Here is a 24,139-nt window from a genome sequence, read left to right on the forward strand (position 1 = left end):
AGGCCACGGGCGGTTTCCGTTTGTCAGACGAGAACGTCGAGCAGCTCGTCGGTGTAGAAGTCGTCCACCTCGCACACTCCCGACAGGGTCGCGAAGTAATGGTCGACGAGGTCCTGCCGCCCGGCGATGGCACGCAGCAGCGCGAGCCGCTCCGGCGGGTTGCGCAGCTCCGCGGCCCGCAGCGTGCCGTGGTACGTGCCGGTGAACCGTTCGTCGCGCTCCGCCGCGAAGCCCCGCAGCGCCGCCGTCAGCGCGGCCTCGTCCCGCAGCCCCTCGCCGATATGGTCCACCAGCGACTGCACCTGCAGGAACGCGTCGGTGATGCCGCTGTTGCCGATCGAGTCCTTGTGGTAGCCGGCGTCGCCCACCAGCACCCAGCCCGGCCCGGCCGCCTGCCGGAAGAAGTTGCGCTGGTCGCCCGTACCGTACAGCCGCTCGGCCCGCCGGGCGGAGCGCAGCCGCTCGTGCAGCTCGGGCGACGTCACGCGCACGTTCTCCAGGTACGCCGCCATCGCATCGCCCCGGATCGACTCGAACTCCGCCTGTGGGAAGTAGGCGCCCACCAGCGTGCGGCCGTCGTTCGTGGGCACCGTGCCGACCAGGCGGCGCCCGCGCGCGTACACCTCGAAGGTGGCCGGCAGGTCCTCCCAGTAGCTGAAGTACACGCATGTCCTGCGCTCGCCCTCCAGCAGAATGGGCGCTCCGACCAGGGCGGCGACGGTGGAGCGCATGCCGTCCGCGCCCACGACGAGCCTGGCCCGCTCCTCGAAGCGACCGGCCGCCGTGCGCAGCACGACCCCGCGGACGCGGTCGCCGTCGTACAGCAGTTCGTCCACCTGGCAGCCGTCACGGAACTCGGCGCCGGCGGCGACCGCGGCCTCCGCCAGGACCGGGTCCAGGCGGTGCCGCCGCGGCGCGTACGCCGTGCGGTAACCGTCCACGCCCCAGGAACAGCCCTCCAGGCGTACGTCCTCGACCTGGTGGACGATACGGTCGATGGGCGGAGCGCCGGTCGCCACCACGGCGTCCAGCACGCCCCAGCGGCCCATCGCCGCCACGCCGGGCTGGTGGATGTAGTGCGTGGAGAGCGTGTCCCGGGGGAAGCGGGCCTTGTCGACGAGCAGGACCCGGTACCCGGCGCGGGCGAGCAGCATGGCCGTCGGCGACCCCGCGCAGCGCGCGCCGACCACGATCACGTCGTACACGGCCCGCCCCTCAGCCACGGCGCGCGACGACGGGCAGGTTCTTCGGCCCCCACATGCCGCGTTCGTGGTAGCCGATGGGGACGCCGCGGTTCACGGCCAGGCGCGGGAACCGGTCGAGCAGCGCCTCCAGCGCGATCCTGGCCTCCATGCGGGCCAGTGACGAGCCGATGCAGAAGTGGATGCCGTGGCTGAAGGCCAGGTGCGGGTTCGGGTCGCGGCGGATGTCGAACTCGCCGGGCCGGGCGAAGACGCGCCCGTCGTGGTTGGCCGCCAGCAGCCATGGGGTGACCTGCTGGTTCTTCGGGATGACGGTCCCGGCGATCTCCACCTCGCGGGCGGTGATCCGGCTGGCCGAGGTGAACGGCGGCCGGTAGCGCAGCACCTCCTCGATCGCCGAGGGGATCAGGCCCCGGTCGGCCCGCAGGTCGGCCATCGCGGCGGGGTGCTCGTCCAGGCACAGGACCGTGCTGCCGAGCAGCAGCGTCGTGGTGACGCTGCCCGCCATGAAGACGATGTCGGCGAACTTGACCACCTCGTCCTCGCTGAGCCGCTCGCCGTCCACCTCGGCCTGGACGAGCCTGCTGATCAGGTCGTCCTGAGGGCGGGCGCGGCGCTCGCGGCAGTGCTGGAGCAGGTAGTCCGCCATGTCGCGGGTGACCTGCTCGAGCAGGGCGGCGTACTCGGGCGAGTCCGAGGTGATGCCCTCGCGGGCGGTCATGCCCTGGGCGTTGAGCAGGCGGTCGATCCAGGTGCGGAACAGGTGGCGGTCGGAGGCGGGCACACCGAGCAGCTCGGAGATCACGATCACCGGCAGCGGGAAGGTCAGCGCGTCGACGAGGTCGAACTCCTCGCCGTCCACCTCGTCCAGCAGCTCGGCGGCGAGCGCCGCGACGCGCGGCGCCAGCCCGGTGACGGTGCGCGGGGTGAACGCCTTGCTCACCAGGCGGCGCAGCTTCGTGTGCTCGGGCGGGTCCACCGAGTTGAGGTTGCCCCGGCTGATCTCGGCCAGCTCGGGGTTGATGCGGCTGATGTCGTTGGAGAAGGCCGTGTGGTCGCGGACCACGCGCTCCACGTCCGCGTGGCGGAAGACGTGGTAGGCGCCGTCGCCCTCCTGCCACACGGGCTGTTCGTCGCGCATGCGGGCCAGCCAGTCGAACAGCTGCGTACCGCCGTCGGCCAGCGGGACGCTCTCGAGCAGGACCTCGGTCATGATGTGTGTCCCCATTCTCTAGTCCGCCCGCGAATATGGCAGCCCGGCCTATCGCGGTGTTATCGATATCGAGCCGATAACGCGCCCGCTTAGCGTGCCCTGGTGAACGTTCTCGGTGTGCTCGGCGGAATGGGGCCGCTCGCCTCGGCCGAATTCCTCAAGACGCTGTACGAAACGAATCTGCGCACCCCGGAGCAGGACATGCCGAGGGTGCTGCTCGACTCCGATCCCGCCTTCCCCGACCGTACGAGTGCCGTCGGCGGACCGGCCGCGCCCGAGCTGGGCCGCCGGCTCGACCGGAGCCTGGGCGAGCTGCTGTCGCGCGGAGCGAGTGCGCTTGTCATGGCCTGCTTCACTGCCCACCACTTCCTGCCCCTGGTACGCCCCGCCGTACGGGCCCGCGTCACCTCCCTGGTCGACCTGACCGTGGCGGGCCTGGAACGCGCCGAGGGCAAGCACCTCATGCTGTGCACCCGGGGCACGCGCGACACCCGCCTCTTCGAAGACGCCCCGGGCTGGGGCGGCGTCGCCCACCGGGTCGCGCTCCCGGTGGAGAGCGACCAGGAGCTGGTGCACCGCCTCATCTACCGCCTCAAGGCCGACGGCGACCGCGCCGAGGCGGCGGCCGAGGTCGACCGCCTGCGCCGCCGGTACGGCTGCTCGGGTGTCGTCCTGGGCTGCACGGAGTTCCACCTCATCGCCCGGCCGCTGGCCGACCGGTGCGGCGACGGCAACGTGGTGGACGCGTTGCGCACGGTCGCCCGTACCCTGCCCGCCCTGCTCACGACCCCCCGAGAGGAGCTGCGCCATGCGGGATGACACCCTCGTGGTCCCCGAGTTCGGCGTGGTGCCGGCGTCGAGCGTCCGCCGCACGCTGGCCGGGACCGAACGCCAGGTGATCGACCTGGTCGAGCGGGCCTACCGCGACCACGGCGATCGGCTCACGGCCAACCCGCCGTCGTACTTCCTGCGCTTCCCCGACCGCCCGGCGGCGCGCATCATCGCGCTGCCCGCCTCCATCCGCGGCGATGCGGCCGTGGACGGACTCAAGTGGATCTCCAGCTTCCCCGCGAACACGGCGGCGGGCATTCCCCGCGCCTCCGGCGTGCTGGTGCTCAACGACCCCGCCACCGGCCACCCGTACGCGTGCCTGGAGGCGTCCCTGATCAGCGCCGCCAGGACGGCGGCCTCGGCGGTCCTGGCCGCCGACTGGCTCACCCGCGGCGGGTCGCGGCCCGTGCGCGTCGGCTACGTCGGCTGCGGCCTGATCGCGCGCACGATCCACTCCTACTTCACCGCCACCGGGTGGTCCTTCGAGAGCGTCGCCGCCTACGACGCCGTCCCGGCGAACGCGGCGCGCTTCGCCCCCGGCGTCGTCGTGCACGACACGGCCGAGGAGCTGATGCGAGCCTGCGACCTCGTGGTGTTCGCCACCGTCGCCGCGACCCCGCACGTCAGCGCGCCGGAGGCGCTGGAGCGCCATCCGCTCGTCCTGCACGTGTCGCTGCGCGACCTGGCGCCTGAGCTGATCGCCGAGGCCGCCAACGTCGTGGACGACGTGGACCACTGCCTACGCGCCGGCACCTCGCTCGACCTGGCCCAGCAGCTCACCGGCGGGCGTGCCTTCGTGGACGGGACCCTCTACGACGTCATGACCGGCAAGGCCGAGGTGCGCCGCGACCGGCCCGTCATCTTCTCGCCCTTCGGCCTCGGCGTCCTCGACCTGGCCGTCGGCAAGTTCGTGTACGAGACCGCCCGCGCCCAGGGAGAGCTGGGCATCGTGCCCGACTTCTTCCCCGCGAAGTCCAGCTGAATTCTTTGGAGAGTGAGCCGATGTTGCTGACCACGGCGGACACCAACACCCTGAGCCCCGCCGACGTCGACCACCTGCGGGCGCTGGCCCGCTCAGTCCTCCCGGTGGCCCGCGGGCGGCTCGACGCCCCGCTGATGATCGAGGCGTGCCGGCAGGCCGCGGCCGAGACGCCTGCCGCGTTCCGGCGCATGTTGCGCTCGTTCCTGCGCGACTCCGGCAGCCGGGGCTCGATGGTGATCTCCGGCTTGCCCGTCGATGAGGACTCGCTGCCCTGCACCCCGCGTGCGAGCACGTCGGTGCAGCTCACGGGTACCGTTCCGGCGCTGCTGCTGATGCTGGCGGCCGTGGAGCTGGGCGAGCCGGTCGCCTACCTGCCGGAGAAGGGCGGTGCGCTCGTCCAGGACGTCGTGCCGGTCGAGGGCAAGGAGGACTTCCAGGGCAACGCCGGATCGGTGCTGCTGGACTTCCACAACGAGAACGCCTTCCACGTCCACCGCCCCGACTACGTCATGCTGCTGTGCCTGCGCGCCGACCACGAGCGGGTGGCGGGGCTGCGTACGTCCTGCATCAGAGAGGTCATGCCGTTCCTGGGGGAGGAGCACGTGGCGGCGCTGTCCGCGCCCGAGTTCGTGACCTCGGCCCCGCCGTCGTTCGGCACCGGCGACCGGGCCGCGCCCGCGCCCGTGCTGACGGGCTCGCCGGAGGACCCCGACATGTGCGTGGACCTGTCGGCCACCGAGCCGCTGACGCCGCGCGCCGGGCGGGCGCTGGAGGAGCTGCGGCGGCTGTTCGACCAGTTCGCGCAGACGGTGCTGCTGCGGTCGGGTGACCTGGCCATCGTGGACAACCGGGTGGCGGTGCACGGGCGCACGGCGTTCCGTCCGCGCTATGACGGGGCCGACCGGTGGCTGCAGCGCACATTCGTGGTCACGGACTTCCGCCGTTCACGTTTGCAGCGCCCCGGCGACGGCCACGTCATCGTCTGACCCGTATTCTTCGCGGGACCGTCTGGCGGCGTCCCAGAGGCGTACCCGCCACGAGGAGGATCGATGGGACTGGGGCCGGAGACGGACACGGTGGCGGGGCCGGCGGACGCGGCGAACCTGCCGCCCCACCGGCGGCTGCTGCTGTTCTTCCAGGGGAAGCGCGTCTCCCAGATGATCTACGGGCTGACCGTGCTGGGCGTGGCCGACCGCCTGGCCGGCGGGCCGATGACCGCCGCCGAGCTGGCCGAGGCCGTGGGGGCGGACGCGGGCGCGCTCTACCGGGTGCTGCGCTGCACGGCGTCCGTGGGCGTCTTCTCGCAGCACCCCGACGGCCGCTTCGCCCTGACCCCCATGGCCGACGCGCTGCGCGCGGACAGCCCTGTCAGCCAGCGCGACCTCGTCCTGCACGACGGCGACGAGCTGGGGTGGCGGCCCCTGGTGGAGATCCTGCACACGCTCCGCACGGGCGAGCCGGCCGTCCCCAGGGCGCTCGCCGACCGGCTCCAGACGGATCCTCTGTACGGGCAGCTCAAGGCCCGCTACGACCGTGCCGCGGACGAGGCGCTGCTCGAGAGCTTCGACTTCACGAGATTCGACCAGATCATCCAGATCGGTGGCGGGTACCCGATGCCGGGGCTGCCGGTCTCGCGCCTGCTGCCGGTCTCCGACCTGGACGAGCTGCCGGGCGGCTCGGAGGCGTACCTGCTGCGCCATCCCGTGCACGCGCTGGACGACGACCGGTTGCTGGAGGTGTTCGGGTACGTCCGGCGGGCCGCCACAGGACAGGCGCGGCTGCTGGTGTGCGCGTTCGTGCTGTCCGGCCCCAACGCCTGGGACGCGGGCAAGTTCGTCGACGTGGACATCATGCTGACCAGCGGCGGACGCCACCGTGACCTGGCCGAATGGCGCCGGCTGGTGGGCGTGGCCGGGTTCGAGCCGGCCGGTCCGGTCAGGGCGGGCGGGTGGGCGGTGCTGGAATGCGAGCTGCTTTATTGAATATTGCACTAACTAGGTGTGGGTCTTGCTGGTCGGGATCGGCCAGGGTACTTTGGCTTGCGAAAGATCATGTTGTCCTGACTTGTGAGATCCGATCGGGGTGTGCGTGGGAGCGCACGGGAGAGAATCAGGCGGCAGGCATGCCATGGGGGAATTCGACGCTATAACCCTCCGAGCAACAATCGCTGAACACTTACTGAATCGCCAGGACGAATTACTCGGCGCATTCGTCCACGAATTACGCAAGCTGAAGAGTCCGATTCTGGGGAATCCCGACTCCGCGCGGCAGGTGGTCGAGCACTACTCGACGATCCTCGTGGACGTGGCCGAGGAGCTGCGCGACCCGGGCGTCGTCATGGGCGGCGGCAACGCCGACCTGAGCCAGGAGATCGCCGCCTCCAGGGTCCGCAGCCGCATTCATCCGACCGAGTCGCTGCGCGCGGCGGGCGTGCTCTTCGACGTCACGCTCGACTGGCTGTCGCGCACCATGCACCGCGACGCCGATTCCGACCACGTCTTCCGCGAAGCCGTACGCCTCCTCAACGCCAGCCTCACCCACCGCATCCGCGACGCCTCCGCCTGGTATGCCAGCTTTCTGCTGCACGAGGTCCACCGCGACCAGATGGAGGAACGCGGCAGGATCGCCAGAGAGCTGCACGACCGCGTCAGCTACGGCGTCCTGGTCACCCGCCAGCGGCTGGAGGCGTCCAGGCGCATGTTCGACGACGACCCCGCCGCGGCCATGGAGAAGGTCGCCGAGGCGCAGGAGGCCGTCGAGGACGCCATGGAGTCCATCCGCAAGCTCATCAGCGACCTGCGCTTCAGCAACTCGGTCGACAACCTGGAGAAGGCGCTGACGACGCTGCTGGCCGAGATGTCGTCCGAGGTCCGGCACCAGCTCATCGTCAGCGGCGACGAGAACTGGCTGACCTGCGAGGTGCGCGACGAGGTCTACCTCATCATCCGGGAGGCGCTGCGCAACGCGTTCGGTCACAGTGCGCCGGCCGAGGTCGTCGTCAGGATCGACATCGCGCCCCACGAGCTGCGTGCCTCGATCGTGGACGACGGCCGCGGCTTCGACCCCTTGGCCGTGAAGGACGGCGCGGGCCTGGCCATCATGGAAGAACGCGCCAAGCTCGTCGGCGGCTCCGTGGCCATCACCAGCCGCCCCCGCACGGGAACCCTGGTCGAACTGCTCGTCCCGATCCTGAGGAACGCCGATGACGGAGAGGAATAGCCGCATCACGGTCGCCATCGTCGACGATCACACGCTGTTCCGGGTCGGGCTCAGGGAGATCATCGAAGGCCAGAAGGACATGGAGGTCGTCGGCGAGGCGGGCGACGCCGCGAACGCGCTGGCCCTGGTCGCCCAGGTCAAGCCGGACGTGCTGCTGCTCGACGTGTCCATCCCCGGCGGCGACGTCACCGACAACATCCACGAGGTCGCGGAGGTCTCCCCGGACACCCGGATCGTCATCCTGAGCATGCAGGACGACCCCGAGCTGGTCCTGGAGCTGATCGGGCTGGGCATCCGCGGCTACCTGCACAAGAGCGCCAGCTGGGACGAGCTCATCGCGGCCATCAGGATGGCGACGCCGGGCACCGACCGCGTGCTGCTCGCCGTCTCGCGCCAGTCGCTGCTGGCGATGCCCGCGGGCACGGCCGACAAGCCCGCCGCCGGCCTGCTGTCGCCGCGCGAGCTGGAGGTGCTCGGCCTGGTCGCCAAGGCCATGAGCAACGCCCAGATCGCGGCCGAGGTCATGCTGACCGAGGCCACGGTCAAGCGCCACCTGCACAACATCTTCGTCAAGCTCGGCGCGGTCTCGCGCATCGACGCCGTGAACAAGGCCACCGCCGCCTCCCTCATCCCCAACGTGGGCTGAGCGGGGTCACACGGCCCACCGCGCGGGCGTCGAGCCGGTGGTCAGCACGGCCTGCTGCAGCTCCTGCAGCTCCTGCGACGGGTCGAGGCCGAGGTCGTCGCTGAGGATCGCCCGGACGGTCCGGTACGCCTGCAGCGCCTCGCTCCGCCGGCCGCTCCTGGTCAGCGCCGAGATCAGCCGGCCGTGGAACCACTCATGGTGCGGGTGCACCGTGACCAGCGACTTCAGCTCCCCGATGAGTTCGCGGTGGCGCCCGAGCCGCAGGTCCGCCTCGATGCGCAGCTCCAGCGCGTGCAGCCGCTGCTCCTCCAGGTGCACGGCGTACGCGGTGAGCAGCGGCCCGCACGGCACATCCGCCATCGGCTCGCCGGCCCACAGGTCCAGCGCCCGCGAGAGCTGCCGCGACGCCTGCTCGTAGGCGCCCTCAAGCAGCAGCCGCCGCCCCTCGCCGGCCAGGTCCTGGAACACCTGCACGTCGAAGCGCTGCTCCGGGCCGAGCGGCAGGAGGTAACCGCTCGGCCTGGTCAGCGGCATCACCTCGGGGGAGACCTCCCGGCAGATCGCCTTGCGGAGCTGGTAGACGTAGGTCTGGGCGGTGGTCAGCGCGGTCTTGGGCCGGTCGGCGTCCCACAGCTCCTCCATCATGGCCTCGAAGGTGACCACGTGGTTGGCGCGCGACAGCAGCAGAGCGAGGATCTGGCGGAGCTTGGGGCTGCTCGGAGCCCACGCTCTGTCGCCGTCCGACACGCTGAGTGTGCCGAGAGCCGTGAAAAGCACCATTACCGGTGCCCCCTTCCGTGGCGCTGATTACCTGCTGGAAAACATAGGAACATCCCCTTCTGTCAGGCAAGATGTAATGGCCGTACCGAAGGATGTATTCCCAAATGCGTCCCGGGTGTATCGCAGGTTGTATACCTCCGGCGAAACGGGGGTGTATTTCGTTATATTAAGGCGTACGCCCCTGTCTTTCCGTCAGGGGTGGATTTAGTTTTCAAAGCATGGTCACTCTTTCCGGATTTCACTTAGGCCGTCCCCGTCTCTTTCCGCTCGTGCGGCTCTGCCTGGCCGAGGCCAGGCCCGTCGTGCAGGTCATCTTCCTGCTCAGGTTCTGCTCCGGCGCGGCGCTGGGCTCCGGCATGAGCGCGCGCGTGCTGCTGGGGGCCTTCGCCTGGGAGTGCGCGGTCGTCTTCGTCTATCTCCTGAACGGCGTGACCGACGTGGTGGAGGACCGCGTCAACGTCTCCGGCAGGCCCATCGCCCGCGGCGAGCTGCCGCCCGGCCAAGCCCGCCGTTTCGCCTGCCTCGCCGCCGGCGTGGCCCTGCTCGCCGGGGCCGCCCTCGGTCTCTGGTTCGTCGCCGCCGTCGCCGGGTTCCTGCTGCTGGGCTACCTCTACAACGCGCCCCCGTGCCAGCTGAAGCGGCATCCCGCCGGGGCGGTGGCCACGGTGACGCTGGGCGGGCTGCTCACCTACTGGGCCGGTCTGGTGAGCGGGGAGGGCCTGACGGGCGACGCGCGGCCGCTGCTCGCCGCGGCTGTCCTGGCCGTGGCCATGTCGTTGTGGATGGGACTGGTCGGCACGTCCACCAAGGACTTCTCCGACGTCGCGGGCGACGCCGCCGCGGGCCGCCGCTCGGCCGCCGACCTGTTCGGCGCCACGGCCGTGCGCGGCGGCGTGGGTCTGGCGGCCGTCGCGCTGGGCGGGGCGTTCCTGTGGGTCTCCGCGGCTCTCACCCCTGTTCTGGTCACGGCCGCTGCCGTCACCCTGTCCGGGGCGGTCGTCCTGGCCGGGCTCGCGGTCAGCCCGCTGTCACGGGGGAGCAGGACGGCGGCTCGGCGGCCGTACCGGGCGTTCATGGTGACCCAGTACGGTGCGCACCTGGCCGTCGCCGTCACCCTGTGACCGTTTCAGCGGAGCCGGGGGAGAGGGAAAGAACTTCGTCGGATTAAACCCGACAGACATTATTTCGGTCCTGACACACCGTGTTTTAGAGCCTGGCCAGAGCTGCTTTGTTGTGTACTGTCCCGGACCTGGTCACGGAGTCGGCTGAGGGCGTTCCGGTCAACCCGGTGTCGGGATCGTTGTAACGCCCTGACTCGTCTGCGTAATCGTATATATCCATCATTATTGGATGGGGCAGAGGCCCGACCTGCTTCTCGGTCTCCTTCGTTGCGTTCTACCAGGATACGGGCCTGTTCGTCCTGGTGCGCGGCCGCTTCGCGCACGGCTTTTTGCACGCTCATCCCGCCCGGCTTCGCGCTGATTCCGGTTCCCCTTGAGTGAAGACTGTGAGTGCTGTTACCTTCACACGGTGGACGACAGGCGTGCACGGGCAGAGATAATCGAGGACTTTGCGGCGATCCTGCGGGAGTTACGCAACGCGGTCGGCAACCCACCTTTCCGTGAGATGTCCGGCCGGTCCGGGGCGATTTCTCACACGACGTTGCATGAAGCCACTAAGGGTAACCGGCTCCCGAGTTGGGAGACCACCGTCGAATTCGTCAAAGTGTGTAACGCGGACCCGGCCGCGTACCGCGAACTCTGGGAGAGAGCGAACCGGGCGATCAGATCGACGAGCGCCGGGGATCCCTCGGTCCGCGCGGACACCGACGGGCTCGCAGCCGCCGCCACAGGCGCCGTGGAGCTTCGTACGGTGCACCTCGCCGTCGGGTCACAAGCGCTCCGGTCGGCCGGCGAGACCTCCGCATTCGGGCCTACGCCGCCGCCACCGTCCGACGAGTTCGTGGGCGAGGTCCGGCCTCTCCTTCCTGCACAGCGGAGCAGAGGGCGATTACGGCTGACTGGCCCGGCCGCGTTCGTCACAGCGGCTGTCACCGTGGGGGCAGCGGTCCTCGTCGTGGTCGCCGTCAACAGCGGCTCCAAGCCCGAGGGACCCAGCCTGATCGCGACCGGCAGCCCGTCGGTTGCCGCGCCGTCCGCGGCCGACTGCCCCGTGCGTGCGACCAACCCGCCTTGGGCCCCGCCGCTGCACGAGGGTGACGCGGCCGCGTTCATCGAGGACGTCACGCTTCCCGACTGCACGCGCGTGGGTCCCGGCAAGACCATGACCAAGGTCTGGCGGCTCAAGAACGCCGGCACTGTGCCGTGGAAGGGATACTCGCTGCGCCGCCTCGACCGCGCGCAGCAAGCCGACCAGTGCCAGACCATCGCCGACGTGCCGATCCAGGACACGCAGCCTGGCGAGACGGTCGACATCCGGACCGACATCACCACGCCCAAGAAGCCGGGCCTGTGCTACGTGCGCTTCAAGATGGTGGACGCTTCGGGGGCGGTCGTGTTCCCCGGCAGCCGGCCGATCAATTTCCAGATCATCGTCGACGGACTTTAGCCCCCGCCGGGTGACACGGCGGGGGCTGAAGTCGGACGCCTCAGCAGGTTCAGGAGCTGATGACGATCCCCGTGTAGTAGTACTGGAGGATCCTGGAGTAGCTCCAGCCGTCCCTGGCCTTATCGCGAGAGCCGTACTGCGACATCCAGTCGCCGTCGACCCAGTTTCCGCAGGCCGTCGTCGTGGAGCAGTACTGGGCTCGGAAGATCTTCCCGTTGCGCGTCAGCCGGGTGCCCCACGTCGCGTCCACCGCGGCGCTCGTCACCGCCTTCGCGGAGCCGGGCTTGTACACCTGACTCGACGTGTGGTCGTAGACGTCGAAGCACTCGCCGCTCGGCGTCTTGCGGTTGGAGTGCAGCGCCCAGTACCAGCCGAAGTTCTTCACGGCCATCGCCCCGGCCTTGAGGGACTCGGTCGGCCAGGTCGAGACCCACTCGTTGGGCAGGACGTTCTTGACGTAGGTCTTGAAGTCCACCCGCTCCACGCGATCCAGGTCCTTGCGGTACACGAGGATCGTCGTGGGCAGCTTGGTGTCCGTGCCGTCGGTCTTGCACCCGGTCGGCGATCCCGGCGATCCCGGTGAGCTCAGGAACTCGTGCGAGGCGTTCTGGTTCTTGAGCGTGGGGTTCAGGTTGCCCTTGGCGCCGGGGGCGAAGTCCTGGTAGGTGCCGGTGTGGCCGCTGTTGTAGTAGACGCGGACGGTTTTGCTGCTGCGGTTCCAGGCGGAGGCGGCGGCGTTCTTGATGCACTGGCCCTTGCCCTCGCCGGGGCCCTTGAAGTCGTAGCAGGTGGGCTGGGTGGTGGCGTAGTCGTCGATCGATTCGGTGAAGTCGGAGACGGACCCTTGGTTGTTGCTGTTGAAGTAGTAGCAGAACTCGCCGGTATCGCAGATTCCGTCGCGGTTCGCAGCCGAGGCGGGCGCCGCGGTGGCGAGGATCGTCCCGCCGAGCGCCATCGCGGTGGTCGCCGCGGCGAGCCGCGGGATCAGCCGGGCAGTTCGTAAAGGCACAGCTGTCTTCCTCTTCTGGTCAGTGGCCGCGGAGCGTTATCGGACGTTGTAGCCCTGGGAGTTCCAGAACGAGGTCGGGTTCGGGTTGTCCAGGTGCGGGTCGTTGACGCTCTTGGCCGCAAGCGTCTGCCGCCCGGGGCGCATCTCGACGTGGGTGTGTGCGGCTGAACTGCTCGACACCCCATGCCACGACTCGGTGGCGATGACCTGGCCGCGGGTGATCTGCTGGCCCACGCGCAAGGAGGACGCCGGAGCGGAGTGCAGGTAGATCACCGTCTTGTTCGCCGCGGCGTTGTAGATGGCGATCGTGGAAAGGCCCCCGCTGCCGGTGGATCCGCGTACGACGTTGATGAGCTCGCCCGCCACCAGGGCGTGAACACTCGAGCCCACGCTGCGGGCGATGTCGATGCCTTCGTGCCGGCCGGGAGTGGAGTCGTAACCGTCGAAGCCGCAGGTGATCGTGCCACCGCTGGTCGCGTAGAGCGAGTACGACATGTTGCTGCGCGGCGATGACGACGGGCCGAACTCGTGCGAGGCGTTCTGGTTCTTGAGGCTGGCGTTCAGGTTGCCCTTGGCGCCCGGGGCGAAGTCCTGGTAGATGCCGGTGTGGCCGCTGTTGTAGTAGACGCGGACGGTTTTGCTGCTGCGGTTCCAGGCGGAGGCGGCGGCGTTCTTGATGCACTGGCCCTTGCCCTCGCCGGGGCCCTTGAAGTCGTAGCAGGTGGGCTGGGTGGTGGCGTAGTCGTCGATCGATCCGGTGAAGTCGGAGACCGACCCCTGATTGTTGCTGTTGAAGTAGTAGCAGAACTCGCCGGTATCGCAGATTCCGTCGCGGTTCGCAGCCGAGGCGGGCGCCGCGGTGGCGAGGACCGTTCCGCCGAGCGCCATGGTGGCGGTCGCCGCGGTGAGGATCCTGGTGAGCGTTCTCATGCTGTTCTCTCTTTCTGTTCTGCGGAGCTTGGGTTGTCGGATGGATGAGTCAGCGGCGCCGGTACTCCTCCCAGGTGCGGATGGTCACCTTGGGGCCGTCGTCCGGGCCGCGGCCGGCGAGTCCGTTCAGGCCGAGGTAGTAGTCACCGATCTGGTGCTGGGCCTGTCCGGAGAGGCTTGTGTCGCTGATGGCGGCGGCGTGGATGTGCCACGGCCAGTCGTCCTGCTGGGGGTTGCGCAGCCATGCGGCGAAGCCGACAAGGCGCAACGTGCGGACGACCGCGGTGCGGGTGGCGGAGTTCATCCCCTTCACCGAGATGTCGACGACGCCGCCGCCGTCGTGGGTGCCCGCGGACGTGGGGTCGCCACCGGGGTTGTACGACCCCTGATCCAGCTTGAGGTCGCGGCCGAGCAGCCGCTTGGCCTCCGCCAGCATGCTTCGCGTGCGGGCGTTGATGACGAAACCGTCGCTGGACACCCGGCCGCCCGGGTCGATGGTGTCGGTGACCTTGAAGCGGCCGGTGCCGAGGCTGGTGAGCGACGTCTTGTTCGGCAGGCCGGTGGCGTCGAGGCCACTGAGGCCGAGCGACTTCTGGTAGTTCGCGTAGGCGGCGATCGTCGTGGTGCCGAAGTAACCGTCCACCCACTTCGCGTCTAGAAGCTGTCGGTCACGCAGCGCCTGCTCGACGAGGAGCACGCTGGCCTTGGCGCCCGGGGTCTGGGTGCTGTCGGGCCGCCGCGGGTCGATCTGGGCGGCCTTGACGGTAGCCTCCATGTTCAGGCTCGGAAGGGCCCCAGCGCCGGCCACCGGTGCCGCCGACGCCTCGGACATTCCAGTCAGCGAGGCGAACAGGGCGGCCGCCGTGAGGGCAGCGGCGCGTGAGGGCAACTTCATCGGATACTCCTGATTCAGGGGCTGAGGCGGTTCCGGCGTGGCGGGATCCAAGATTGCGGTTCGCTCGCGTGTCCGCCAGGAGATCGGTGTTGTCAGCCTGTTCGACAGGCCTCTCCGTACGGGCGTACGCGCCGTTCGACAGGTCGTCCGATGGCGAGAAACGCCAGCTCAGACCGGGTTGCGAGGCGATACGTGGCACACCTTCTGCCAAGACGCCCGAGGCGGCCACTTACGAGCGCGGCTCGCTTCCCGGACGCTTTCCGGACGGCCGGTGCCCGGCCCCGACACGAAGGAATCGGGCTCTGCGCGAGCGCCCGCCGCTCACCTCATGGCGACGCACGAAGCCCTTTCCTAACCGCCGAGGCGGATGATCCCCCGCGTGGCCGCCACGGTCACGGCGGCGGTGCGGTCGTCGACGTCGAGCTTGGCGAAGATGTGCAGCAGGTGGGTCTTGACCGTGGCCTCGCTGATGCACAGGTGGGCGGCGATGGCCTTGTTGCTCATCCCCTGGGCGACCGCGCCGAGGACCTCGATCTCCCGGCCGCTGAGGGCGCCGGGCGCGTCGGCGCGCGCCCACGACAGCACCCGGGTCGCTATCGCCGGCGACAGGGCGCTCTCCCCTCGGGCCGCCGCCCTGATGGCGTCGAACAGCTGCTCACGGTGGCTGTCCTTGAGCAGGTAACCGATCGCTCCGGCGTCGATGGCCCGGGAGATGTCGCTGTCGGCATCATAGGTGGTCAGGACGATCACCCTGGCGCCCGGGTCGTGCTCGCGGATCCGGCCGATCGCTGTCGCGCCGTCGAGCTCGGGCATCTGCAGGTCCATCAGCGTGACATCCGGCCGCAGGTCACGCGCCAGCCGTACCGCGTCCGAGCCTGAGACCGCCTCGCCGACCACCTCCAGATCGTCCTGGGTGCCGAGCATCGCCCGGATGCCGTCACGGACCACCGGGTGGTCGTCGGCGATCAGGACCCGGATCGCGCCCCGCGCGGTCATCGGGCCCTCGCGGCCATCGCGTCCCGGGCGGTCATCGCGCCACCGTCGGGAGGCCGGCCACGATCGTGGTGCCCTCCCCGGCCGCGCTCTCCACGAGGAGCGTGCCGCCGAGCTGCTCCATCCGCTCAAGCATGATCTGCAGGCCGTGGCCGGCGGCGGCCCGCTCGGGATCGAAGCCGTCGCCGTCGTCGTGGACATCCAGCACGACCAGGTCCTCCATGTACGACAGGGTCAGCGTGACCTGCCCGGCGTGGGCGTGCCGGCGGGCGTTGGCGACCGCCTCCTGCGCCACCCGCAGCAGTTCCGCCTGGAGGTGCGCGTCCAGGGGCCGCGGCGCCCCGGTGATCACGGTGTGTGCCTCGATGCCGGTCTCGTCGGACAGCCGGCCCGACAGCCGCCGCAGCGCCTCCGGCAGGCCGCCGTCGTCGAGCTCGCCGGGCCGCAGCGCCCGCACCACGCGGCGGCTCTCCGCGAGGTTCTCCCTGGCCGCCCGTAACGCCTGGGTCAGGTGCCGGTCGTCCGGCAACCGCTCCTGCGCCGCCTCCAGCAGCATCACCACGCTGGCGAACCCCTGGGTCAGGCTGTCGTGGATGTCACGGGCCAGCCGCTGCCGCTCGGCGGCCACACCCGCCTGCCGTTCGGCCGCCGCCCGCGCCTCCTGGGCGGCCTGCAGCTGGTCGATCAGCTCCTTGCGCTCGGCGCTCTGCCGGGCCACCGAGTAGAAGTACCCGACCGAGGTGGCCGCGCTGATCGCGATCAGCGCGGTGATGGCGGTCTCGGTCCAGGTGATCGACCCGCCCTCGTGGTAGCTGTGCCACAACCAGCCCCCGGCGCACGACAGCACCGCGACCAGCCCGACGCGCAAGGCGTCCATGCAGTACGGCACGAGCACGCTCAGGCAGACCGCCAGGAAGGACGAGTCGATCGCGAACAGCCCCAGCCAGAGCAGCCCGCCGCCGACCACGTACGGCAGCGGCACCTCACCGGCGGGAGGCGTGCGCAGCACGAACCACACCGCATACCAGGCGGCCAGCCCGGCCACGAGCAGCACCGGCAGGACCTGACCCACCTCCACCAGCGGGCCGGCCGAGGTCAGCACCAGCCACGAGACGAAGAAGGCGTGCTGCCACCGGCGCCGGGACCGCTCCCAGGACTCCACAGCACCGACGATAATCAGCCACCCGCCGGTCCGGCATCAACCAGTCGACTGACCCGGCGATCGGTGTCCCGCTCGATGTGCGCGCAGCCGCACCGGAGCGAGACTCGACGGCGTGACAGCCATCCCCAGTCCGTCCCAAGCCGTCTGGTACCTCGGCCCGCTGCCCATCCGCGCCTACTCCCTGCTCATGCTGCTCGCCGTCGCCGTCGGCATCTGGATCACCCAGCGCCGCTGGACGGCCCGCGGCGGCGAGCGTGGCCTGGTGGGGGACATCGCCACCTGGGCCGTGCCGTTCGGTCTGATCGGTGCGCGGATCTACCACCTGGCCACCGACTGGCAGCGGTACTTCGGCCCCGGCCAGAACCCCCTGCGCGCCTTCGCGATCTGGGAGGGCGGGATCAGCATCTGGGGCGCCGTCGCCGGCGGCGCGCTGGGCGCGTGGCTGGCCTGCCGCCGGCGCGGCATCCCCCTGCGCGACTTCGCCGACGCCGTCGCGCCCGGGATCGCACTCGGGCAGGCGATCGCCCGCTGGGGCAACTGGTTCAACCAGGAGCTGTACGGCAGACCGACCACCCTGCCCTGGGCGCTCGAGATCGACCCCGCCCACCGGCCGCCGGGCATGGAATCCACGGCCACCTACCACCCGGCCTTCCTCTACGAGTCGCTGTGGAACCTGGGTGTGCTCGGGCTCGTCCTCTGGGCCGAACGGCGCTTCCGGCTGGACCGCGGCCGGGTGTTCGCCCTGTACGCCGCGGCCTACACCACCGGCCGCGCCTGGATCGAGTGGCTGCGCATGGACCCCGCCCCTCTCGTCCTGGGGCTGCGCTTCAACGTCTGGACCGCGCTGCTGGTCCTCGGGGCGGCGGTCGCCTACCTGACCGCCACCCGGTCGTTCCGCGCTACCGGGCCTGCTGGTCGTACAGGCCGTCCATCATCCGCAGGATAGGCGCGGGGTACGAGCCCTGACCCTCGTCGCTGAACTCGCCCCCGTACGACGCCTGCCAGTCGCCGGTCGAGGTGTTCCGGATGGAGGTGTGACTCAGCGTGCCGCCGTCGGCGTTCGAGCCGTAGACCGCCCAATGGTGGGCGGTGCGCTTGTTGGTCGCCGAGTCGACGCTGACCGTGTCGTCATGACTCGAGGCGAGGAAGGTGTAGTCCGTGCCCATCTGGGAGGGCGGCTGCTTTCCCAGCCAGCTGATGAAGCCGCTGCCGGGACGCATGTCGCTGCACTGCTCGTGGGTGATGGCGCACGCCGTCACCACCGCGCTGCCGATGCCCAGGTGCGGCGTGGCGAACGTGACCATGTCCTCGATGTACAGGAAGGGGGGCCAGGCTCTGGGCCACGCGGTCGCGCCGAGGTTGTTCGGATCGACTGTCAGCCCGCTCAGGTCGGGCGGCGGCTTGCCCACGCCGTACCGGTTGACGCCCTCGATGGCTGCCTTCGCGACCAGCCCGCCCATGGAGTGCGCCACGACGTCGATCGCCACGTCCTTGCTGGAGTACAGGTAGTAGACGGTCCACGCGAACTGGCGGCCGACCTCCTGGATGCGCGTGTCGGTGGTCCCTTGGAGCCTGAGGTCGCAGTTGGTGGCCTTGTTGTAGTAGCCGAAGGTGACGACGTCGCCCCAGCCATTTGCGTTCAGCACGTTCTTGGCGCTGTTCCATGCGCCGGAGCAGCTGATGTCGGCCTCGCGGTCGAACCCGTGGACCATGACGGTGACCCGGTGCCCGTCGGCGCGCGCGGGCGCGGCTGACGCGGCTGGTGCGGTGGCGATCAGGGTGGCCGCGACTATGGTCCCGACTAAGGACAGGGCAAAACCGGATCTGGCTAATTTGTGCATCCACGGTCTCCGTTTCCGTTGGGCCGGAGGCAGAGTAGCGCGCAGACGATCATTCTGTGAATCAGTTGAGCAGCTGGATTTCGCCGCTCATGCCGGCTCGCGACCAAGCAGGCGCAGGGTACGGGCCGGTCCGGGGGAAACTCACGGCGGCGGCCCCACCGAGTCCCGCCTGACCAGCGGGCACGGCATGAGATGTCCTTGCTCCCCTTGCTCGGGGTCGTCCTCGATGAGCCCCAGCAGCCGGCGGACCGCCCACCTGCCCATCTCGTAGTGGGGGAGGGCGACGGTCGTCAGTGCCGGGGACAGCTCGGGCGCGATCAGGTCCTGATCGTCGTACCCGACGACGGACAGGTCGTGGGGGATGCGCAGGCCGCGTTCGGCCGCGGCGCGGTAGCACCCCATGGCCATCCGGTCGTTGTAGCAGAAGATCGCGATCGGCCGTTCGTCGAGATCGAGAAGGCGGCCCGCCGCCCGGTAGCCTCCCGTCGTGTCGCCGTGCTCGGCCGCCACCAGCTCCGGGTCGGCGGGGATCCCGGCCGCCGCCAGCGTTTCGTGGTAGCCGGCCAGGCGCCCGGTCGCCGCCGGCACCTCCAGAGACTCGGTGGCGAAGCCGATCCGCCGGTGACCCGCGCGCAGGAGCTCGCCCACCGCCGCGGCCGCGCCTCCGCGTTCGTCGGGCACGACGTACGGCACGGAGCCGCCGGTGGGGCGCGCGTCGAGGACGACGGTGCGCACGTCGCCCAGCAGCTCGGGGAGCTCGACGTGCCGGTGGTACATGGTGGCGTAGATGACACCGTCGACGCTCCGGTCGAGCAGCGCCCGAACGGCATGGCGCTCGAGCGCGCGCTCGCCCCCGGTGTTCACCAGGAACAGCAGGTAGCCGGCCTGCCAGGCGGCGTCCTGAGCTCCCTGGATCATCCGCCCGGCGAACGGGGTGGTCGCTATGTCGTCGCCGACGAAGCCGATCGTCTGAGTCCTCCGCGTGCGCAGGCTCCGGGCGATCGGGTCGGAGGTGTAGCCGAGGGCGCGGGCGGCGGAAAGGATCCGCTCCCGGGTCTCGAGGCTGACGCGCGCGCCCTCGACGTTGTTCAGCACCACGGACACTGTGGAGACGCCTACGCCCGCTCGGGCTGCGACGTCCTTGATCCGCGGCCTGCCCATGATTCTCCTTGAAGAAACGATTCAGCAAATCGATTCTTCACCCCGGAACGGACATCTGACAAGGGGTTCGTCTGCAAGCCCGCCCCGGCGCGCCCTGCGGCTCAGGGAGTGGCGCGGAAGGCGTAGTCCGTGGCGTAGGTGACGAACTGCGAGGCGGTGGCGCTGTCGATCACCTTCGTGCCTCGCGTGCTCGCGTCGAGCACCACGGCGTTCGCCGCGACGTTGCTGGCCATGCTGTTGTTGGAGACGTGGTTGTTGGATCCGGTGGCGACCAGGATCATGGTAGGTTTCGCGCCGGCTGGTTTGATCTTGGCGGGGGCGACGTCATAGGCGAAGAGGTTGCCGGTGACCATGTTGCCGTCACCGCACAGGTGCATCACCCCGTAGAGATCGTCCTTGCCGTTGTCGTACGGCTGCATCGGCGCCCAGGGCTCGGGCTCCCTCCGGAAGTGGTTCCCGCTGACGAGGTTCTCCTTGTTGACCCCGTCCGAATCGAACATGCCGGGGTAGAAGCCGTGCAGCCGGTTCCCCGTGATCGACGATCGACTGGTGTTGCGCAGGTGAACCAGGCTCTTGCCGCGCGGGAAGATGTTGTTCCCGGCGATCAGCAGGCCCTGGTGCCCTTCAGCGAAGATCGAGTAGCCGATGTAGCCCGCGCCGACATGGTTGTCGGTGACCTTCGACGCCTGCCCTGAGCCGATCAGCTCCACGCAGTTGCCGCATTCGGCGATGAAGTTGCCGTGCACGCTCAGCGCGTCCGCGTCCCGGATGACCAGCGCGCGCTCGAGGTAGACGAACCCCATCCGTTCGACGCGGAAGGCGTCGTTGGCCGTGTCGACGCGGATGCCGACCTTGCCGTTGGCGTAGGAGTTCTGGTTCGGCGTGAACGAGATCCCGTCGAGGCAGAAGTTGTCGAAGACGACCGAGCTCAGCCGCGGGTCCCCGCTGCGGGAGACGAGGAAGGCCTCGCTCTTGCCGTCGGTGTTCTCGACCCGGATCCGGCTGCCGCCCGGCCAGATCTCATGCCAGGCCGAGGTGTCTCCGGCGTTGTACCGGATGCTGGAGGAGGTGAAGCCGTGGCCGTCACCCCTGATGGTGAGATAGCTGACGTCGACCGTGACCCTGGTCTTGAGCGGGTAGTCGCCGGGCGGGATGTAGATCACCGCACCGGGCTTCGACGACTGGTTGGGCTGGCGCTTCTTGATGTCGGCGATGATGTCGTTGATCAGCGCGCCGATATCGGTGAAGCAGGTGATGGCCGCGTTGGTGGAGTGAACCCAGGTCGTGACGTCGTACGCCATGGACGGCCCGGCCTGGGCGGAGGCGGCGGACGGGTTCGACAGCACGGCCACGCCGGCTGCCGCCACGCCGACTGCCGGCGCTCTGAGCAGCAGGCGCCGGGTGAGGCCGGGATCCTTCTCGGTCATGCGGTTCCTCCTGAAGGTTGGGGGGTGGGGGATTGCCCGGACTGAGGCGGTCTCACATCGGGAGCGGCTGGGTGCTCCGCAGGCCGTGAGCCGGATCGAGGCGCACGGGGATCGGGTCGGTGATCTCCCCGATGAAGCCGTCGTCGTCGGTGTGGCGGAAGGCGAGCAGGACCCAGGCGCCCGCGCGATCTCGGATGACGCGGCCGCTGTAGAGGGACTCCTCGGTGAGGCGCCGCGCCTTGAGCGGGTCGTACGGTCCGAGCAGATCGCCGGGTTCGAGGGCCCAGACGCCGCCGCGCTCCCCGGCCAGCCGCCGTTCCTCCGACAGCTCGGTGTGGAGACACGAGAACAGCAGCACAGGGCTGCCGTCGACCAGCTCCACCTGGGCGACCTCCAGGTGGCCGAAACCGGTGCCGGGTGCGCTGAGCGGGGGTTGCGCCTCCCAGGTGAGCAGGTCGTGCGAGCGGGCGTGGCCGATCACGCCGCGCTGGTCAGGGTGGCCGGCCCGGGAGCGGGCTGTGATGAGCATGTGCCAGCCGTCCCCGCCGGGGTCGCGGAAGACCCAGGGGTCGCGCCAGGCCTCGTCGGGCCACTGAGCGGTCTCGAGCTGCTCGTACCAGCGCGGATCGCTCTCCAGGATCGCTGCCGTGCCGTGCTTGCGCCAGGTGTGCAGGTCGTCGGAGGTCGCCAGGCCGATGCGCTGCTTGAGGCCGCGTTCGGCGTGGCTGGTGCCGGTGTAGAACATGTGCCAGGTGCCGTCGTCGGCCCGGACGATCGAGCCGGTCCAGGTGGTGTAGTCGTCGAAGGCGGGACCGGCGCTGGGGGCCAGCGCGTCCGGGAGCACGGTCCAGTCGGTGAGGTCGGCGGAGACGGCGTGGCCGACCGAGACGTTCCAGTGGCGCTGGTCGGGGTCGCCGATCGCCTTGGGTGCCTTGAGGAAGTACAGGTGGTAGGTCCCGCCGTCGTCGGCGAGCCAGAAGTCCCAGACCCAGTGGTCGTCGAGACGCAGCACGAAAAGCCTTTCAGGTGATGACGCCGGTACGCCTCAGGCGGTCGGTGCCGCGACCGAGGACCGGCGGACGAGGGGGCAGGGCAGTGTCCGCACCGGGACGTCGCCCGCGTTCCGGGCGGGGTCGTCGATCAGCTCCATGAGGCGATTGACGGCCCAGGCACCCATGTCGTAGTGGGGTAGTTGCAGGGTGGTGAGGCCGGGGTACAGGCCGTCGGCGATGTACTCCTGGTTGTCGAAGCCGATGACGGACAGGTCCGTGGGGATGCGCAGGCCGACTTCGGCGGCCGCGCGGTAGGCCCCCATGGCCATGCGGTCGTTGAAGCAGAAGATCGCGGTGGGTCGCGGCGTGCGCTCCAGCAGCCGACGGCAGGCGCGGTAGCCGCCGGTGGACTCGGACTCCTCCCGTACGACGAGTTCCGGGTCGTAGGCGATGCCCGCCTCCTCCAGCGCCTGGCGATAACCGCGCAGGCGCCCGTGGGTGGCGGGGACGTCGTCGGTGTTGAGCGCGAGCCCCACGCGCCGGTGGCCGTGCTCGACCAGTTCGCGGGTGGCGTCGTACCCTCCCCGGACCTCGTCCGGGACGACCGCGGGCGGCCCGTCGCCCGCGGTCCTGGCGTCGGCCATGACCAGGGGGAGGCCGCGCAGCGCGGCCGGGACCTCGACGATCCGGTGGTACATCGTGGCGTACAGCACCCCGTCGACCTGCTGCTGGTGCAGCGCCTGGATGCCGCGCGCCTCCGCGGCCGGGTCTCCCCCCGTGTTGATGAGCATCAACGCCCACCCACGGGTGGTCGCGACCTCCTGCGCGCCGAGGATCAGCCGGCCGGCATGCGGGGTGGTGGCGATGTGGTCGCTGACCATCCCGAGCAGGTGGCTGCGCTGGGTGCGCAGGCCGCGTGCCATCTTGTTGGGGGCGTACCCCAGCCGCTCGGCCGCCTCGCGTACGCGGCGACGGGTGTCGTCGGGCAGTCGGGCGCCCTCGACGTCGTTGAGCGCGCGGGAGACGGTCGTGATGGACACGCCTGCCTCGCGCGCCACGTCACGGATGCTCGGCCGCCTGGTCACCGCGTCTCTCCTCTGTTCCGCTGTCTCCTGGGGGATCCCTTGATGGCGCGACCGGAGGCATCACTCGTCCCAGAGGCCGTGCTCGGGCCAGCGGCGCGGCAGTCGCTCCTCGACCGGCGGGAGGTCGGCGTGCGGGGCGTGCGGGTGGAGCTGGTACCAGTACGCGACGCTGGAGAAGTCGTTGCCTTGATCGTTGGCGTGACCATGCTCGATGGTGACGCGAATCGACTCGGCAAAGCGAACCGGGTCCTCAATGTGAAAGCGGTACAAACTCCACAGGCCGAAGTGCTCCTGCGGGCTGCTGGCCAGCGAGACCCCGTGGTACGGCCCGGCGTACGCGCCGCTGGGGAATCCCCACGCGGCGTTGAAGTAGTCCTCGGTGCCGGTGCCGTGGAGGGACGGCGGCCATTTCTCACCGTCGATGAAGATCATGTCGTCGCCCTCGCCAGGCCAGGTGAACTGCTGGTTGGAGGCGTCGAAGTTGTCGATGCTCAGCACGCAGCCGACGTAGTGCCCGGTGCCGGTGGCATCCAGGATGACGTAGTTGTCGTCCCCGGTCAGGTTGACGCCCGGCAGCTCCCACGGCGGCGGGTTCTCCGCGCCCGCGGGGTGCACGACCTTCTCACAGGGCTTCTCCTGCCGGTAGTAGGCGTGGAAGCGGCCCATGTCGTCGGGGATCGGCTCCTTGGTGAGCTCGTAGTCGACGTAATAGAAGAAGTTCTCCACCGGCATGTCGCTCTCGTTGCGCAGCACGATCTTGGCGTGCGAGCCGAACGGCATGGGGAAGTAGGAGTTCATCGCGGCGGCGAAGGGGCCCTTGGGGCCGCGGCGCGGGCCGAAGACCATGCTCAGCGGCAGCGACACGTAGTGCGTGCAGGTGGCGTGGCCGACGCCGAAGAAGTCGCCGAGCGGGCTGCGTACGCTGGGGTTGTCCTCGCCGTCCCAGTACATCTCGATGACCAGCTTGCGCAGGTACTTCTCCGAGTAGCACCGGGTGGTCAGCCAGATGTGCTCGATGATCCCGCTGCCTTCGATGTCGGCCAGCACGTGGGTCTCGCCAGGGGGGACGACGGCGAAGTCGCGGTTGCCGCCGGTACGGTCCCAGCTGGACGATCGCCGCGATCGTCCGGCCTTGATGCGCGGGAGCCCGCCCAGTGGGCTGGTCGGCTGCCAGAACTGCATTGCTGGGTAACCTTTCGCTTG

At 69.9% G+C, this 24,139-nt stretch carries 23 protein-coding genes; 9 read left to right on the forward strand and 14 right to left on the reverse strand.

The window, feature by feature from the left end:
* Positions 1–23: 23 nt before the first annotated feature.
* Both AB0H84_RS14620 and AB0H84_RS14625 read right to left on the reverse strand, forming a co-directional pair.
* Positions 24–1,205, reverse strand: a complete 1,182-nt coding sequence (locus AB0H84_RS14620) for an NAD(P)/FAD-dependent oxidoreductase (protein WP_357603422.1) — start codon at positions 1,203–1,205, stop codon at positions 24–26.
* Between the two features lie 10 nt (positions 1,206–1,215).
* On the reverse strand, positions 1,216–2,415 hold the full coding sequence (locus tag AB0H84_RS14625) for a cytochrome P450 (protein WP_357603424.1): 1,200 nt from the start codon (positions 2,413–2,415) through the stop codon (positions 1,216–1,218).
* A gap of 102 nt (positions 2,416–2,517) precedes the next feature.
* Here AB0H84_RS14625 and AB0H84_RS14630 point away from each other — a divergent pair, with 102 nt between their 5' ends.
* The 6 genes from AB0H84_RS14630 to AB0H84_RS14655 all read left to right on the forward strand — a co-directional run bounded on the left by AB0H84_RS14630 (position 2,518) and on the right by AB0H84_RS14655 (position 8,093).
* A complete protein-coding gene (locus tag AB0H84_RS14630) occupies positions 2,518–3,234 on the forward strand; it encodes an aspartate/glutamate racemase family protein (RefSeq protein ID WP_357603426.1) in 717 nt (238 codons plus the stop codon).
* Positions 3,224–4,228, forward strand: coding sequence for a 2,3-diaminopropionate biosynthesis protein SbnB (gene sbnB, locus AB0H84_RS14635; protein ID WP_357603428.1), 1,005 nt, complete (start codon positions 3,224–3,226; stop codon positions 4,226–4,228). The genes AB0H84_RS14630 and sbnB overlap by 11 nt, the downstream gene beginning before the upstream one ends.
* A gap of 20 nt (positions 4,229–4,248) precedes the next feature.
* The gene (locus AB0H84_RS14640) at positions 4,249–5,214 is read left to right on the forward strand and encodes a TauD/TfdA family dioxygenase (RefSeq protein WP_357603430.1); all 966 of its coding nucleotides are present in this window, start codon (positions 4,249–4,251) and stop codon (positions 5,212–5,214) included.
* A gap of 63 nt (positions 5,215–5,277) precedes the next feature.
* Positions 5,278–6,210 (forward strand): methyltransferase, encoded by a 933-nt coding sequence (locus AB0H84_RS14645; RefSeq protein ID WP_357603432.1) that lies wholly within the window; start codon positions 5,278–5,280, stop codon positions 6,208–6,210.
* Between the two features lie 289 nt (positions 6,211–6,499).
* Complete coding sequence (locus tag AB0H84_RS14650) at positions 6,500–7,447, forward strand: histidine kinase (protein WP_357603434.1); 948 nt, start codon at positions 6,500–6,502, stop codon at positions 7,445–7,447.
* Positions 7,431–8,093, forward strand: coding sequence for a response regulator transcription factor (locus tag AB0H84_RS14655; RefSeq protein ID WP_357603436.1), 663 nt, complete (start codon positions 7,431–7,433; stop codon positions 8,091–8,093). The genes AB0H84_RS14650 and AB0H84_RS14655 overlap by 17 nt, the downstream gene beginning before the upstream one ends.
* A 6-nt stretch (positions 8,094–8,099) precedes the next feature.
* Here the strand turns inward: AB0H84_RS14655 and AB0H84_RS14660 are convergent, their stop codons facing one another.
* Positions 8,100–8,873, reverse strand: coding sequence for an AfsR/SARP family transcriptional regulator (locus tag AB0H84_RS14660; RefSeq protein WP_357603438.1), 774 nt, complete (start codon positions 8,871–8,873; stop codon positions 8,100–8,102).
* Between the two features lie 269 nt (positions 8,874–9,142).
* Here AB0H84_RS14660 and AB0H84_RS14665 point away from each other — a divergent pair, with 269 nt between their 5' ends.
* A complete protein-coding gene (locus tag AB0H84_RS14665; protein ID WP_357603440.1) occupies positions 9,143–9,994 on the forward strand; it encodes a UbiA family prenyltransferase in 852 nt (283 codons plus the stop codon).
* Between the two features lie 409 nt (positions 9,995–10,403).
* Positions 10,404–11,441 (forward strand): NBR1-Ig-like domain-containing protein, encoded by a 1,038-nt coding sequence (locus AB0H84_RS14670; RefSeq protein ID WP_357603442.1) that lies wholly within the window; start codon positions 10,404–10,406, stop codon positions 11,439–11,441.
* Between the two features lie 49 nt (positions 11,442–11,490).
* Here AB0H84_RS14670 and AB0H84_RS14675 read toward each other — a convergent pair whose 3' ends face one another.
* The 5 genes from AB0H84_RS14675 to AB0H84_RS14695 form a co-directional block, all read right to left on the reverse strand.
* Positions 11,491–12,450 carry a SpoIID/LytB domain-containing protein gene (locus tag AB0H84_RS14675; RefSeq protein WP_357603443.1) on the reverse strand — a complete coding sequence of 320 codons (960 nt, stop codon included), beginning with the start codon at positions 12,448–12,450 and terminating at the stop codon, positions 11,491–11,493.
* A gap of 36 nt (positions 12,451–12,486) precedes the next feature.
* Entirely contained in the window at positions 12,487–13,380 is an 894-nt protein-coding gene (locus AB0H84_RS14680; protein ID WP_357603445.1) for a peptidase inhibitor family I36 protein, read from the reverse strand.
* Between the two features lie 49 nt (positions 13,381–13,429).
* Positions 13,430–14,275 (reverse strand): peptidoglycan-binding protein, encoded by an 846-nt coding sequence (locus AB0H84_RS14685; protein ID WP_357603447.1) that lies wholly within the window; start codon positions 14,273–14,275, stop codon positions 13,430–13,432.
* A 351-nt stretch (positions 14,276–14,626) separates the two neighbouring features.
* Positions 14,627–15,271 (reverse strand): response regulator transcription factor, encoded by a 645-nt coding sequence (locus AB0H84_RS14690; RefSeq protein WP_357603449.1) that lies wholly within the window; start codon positions 15,269–15,271, stop codon positions 14,627–14,629.
* A gap of 31 nt (positions 15,272–15,302) precedes the next feature.
* On the reverse strand, positions 15,303–16,430 hold the full coding sequence (locus tag AB0H84_RS14695; RefSeq protein ID WP_357603451.1) for a sensor histidine kinase: 1,128 nt from the start codon (positions 16,428–16,430) through the stop codon (positions 15,303–15,305).
* A gap of 112 nt (positions 16,431–16,542) precedes the next feature.
* Here AB0H84_RS14695 and lgt point away from each other — a divergent pair, with 112 nt between their 5' ends.
* Positions 16,543–17,376: a prolipoprotein diacylglyceryl transferase gene (lgt, locus tag AB0H84_RS14700; RefSeq protein WP_357603453.1), complete on the forward strand. Its 834-nt coding sequence runs from the start codon at positions 16,543–16,545 to the stop codon at positions 17,374–17,376.
* Here lgt and AB0H84_RS14705 read toward each other — a convergent pair.
* The 6 genes from AB0H84_RS14705 to AB0H84_RS14730 form a co-directional block, all read right to left on the reverse strand.
* A complete protein-coding gene (locus tag AB0H84_RS14705) occupies positions 17,330–18,271 on the reverse strand; it encodes a hypothetical protein (protein ID WP_357603455.1) in 942 nt (313 codons plus the stop codon). The two genes, lgt and AB0H84_RS14705, sit on opposite strands and share 47 nt — an antisense overlap.
* Positions 18,272–18,412: 141 nt before the next feature.
* Positions 18,413–19,432: a LacI family DNA-binding transcriptional regulator gene (locus AB0H84_RS14710; RefSeq protein WP_357603457.1), complete on the reverse strand. Its 1,020-nt coding sequence runs from the start codon at positions 19,430–19,432 to the stop codon at positions 18,413–18,415.
* 101 nt (positions 19,433–19,533) lie between these two features.
* The gene (locus AB0H84_RS14715) at positions 19,534–20,859 is read right to left on the reverse strand and encodes a NosD domain-containing protein (protein ID WP_357603459.1); all 1,326 of its coding nucleotides are present in this window, start codon (positions 20,857–20,859) and stop codon (positions 19,534–19,536) included.
* Between the two features lie 52 nt (positions 20,860–20,911).
* Positions 20,912–21,871: a hypothetical protein gene (locus AB0H84_RS14720; RefSeq protein WP_357603461.1), complete on the reverse strand. Its 960-nt coding sequence runs from the start codon at positions 21,869–21,871 to the stop codon at positions 20,912–20,914.
* A gap of 33 nt (positions 21,872–21,904) precedes the next feature.
* Positions 21,905–22,936 carry a LacI family DNA-binding transcriptional regulator gene (locus AB0H84_RS14725; RefSeq protein WP_357603463.1) on the reverse strand — a complete coding sequence of 344 codons (1,032 nt, stop codon included), beginning with the start codon at positions 22,934–22,936 and terminating at the stop codon, positions 21,905–21,907.
* A 60-nt stretch (positions 22,937–22,996) separates the two neighbouring features.
* Positions 22,997–24,118: a glycoside hydrolase family 172 protein gene (locus AB0H84_RS14730; protein ID WP_185068766.1), complete on the reverse strand. Its 1,122-nt coding sequence runs from the start codon at positions 24,116–24,118 to the stop codon at positions 22,997–22,999.
* Positions 24,119–24,139 lie beyond the last annotated feature (21 nt).

Origin of the sequence: Nonomuraea sp. NPDC050786, assembly GCF_040654115.1 — a bacterium.
GTDB lineage: Bacteria > Actinomycetota > Actinomycetes > Streptosporangiales > Streptosporangiaceae > Nonomuraea.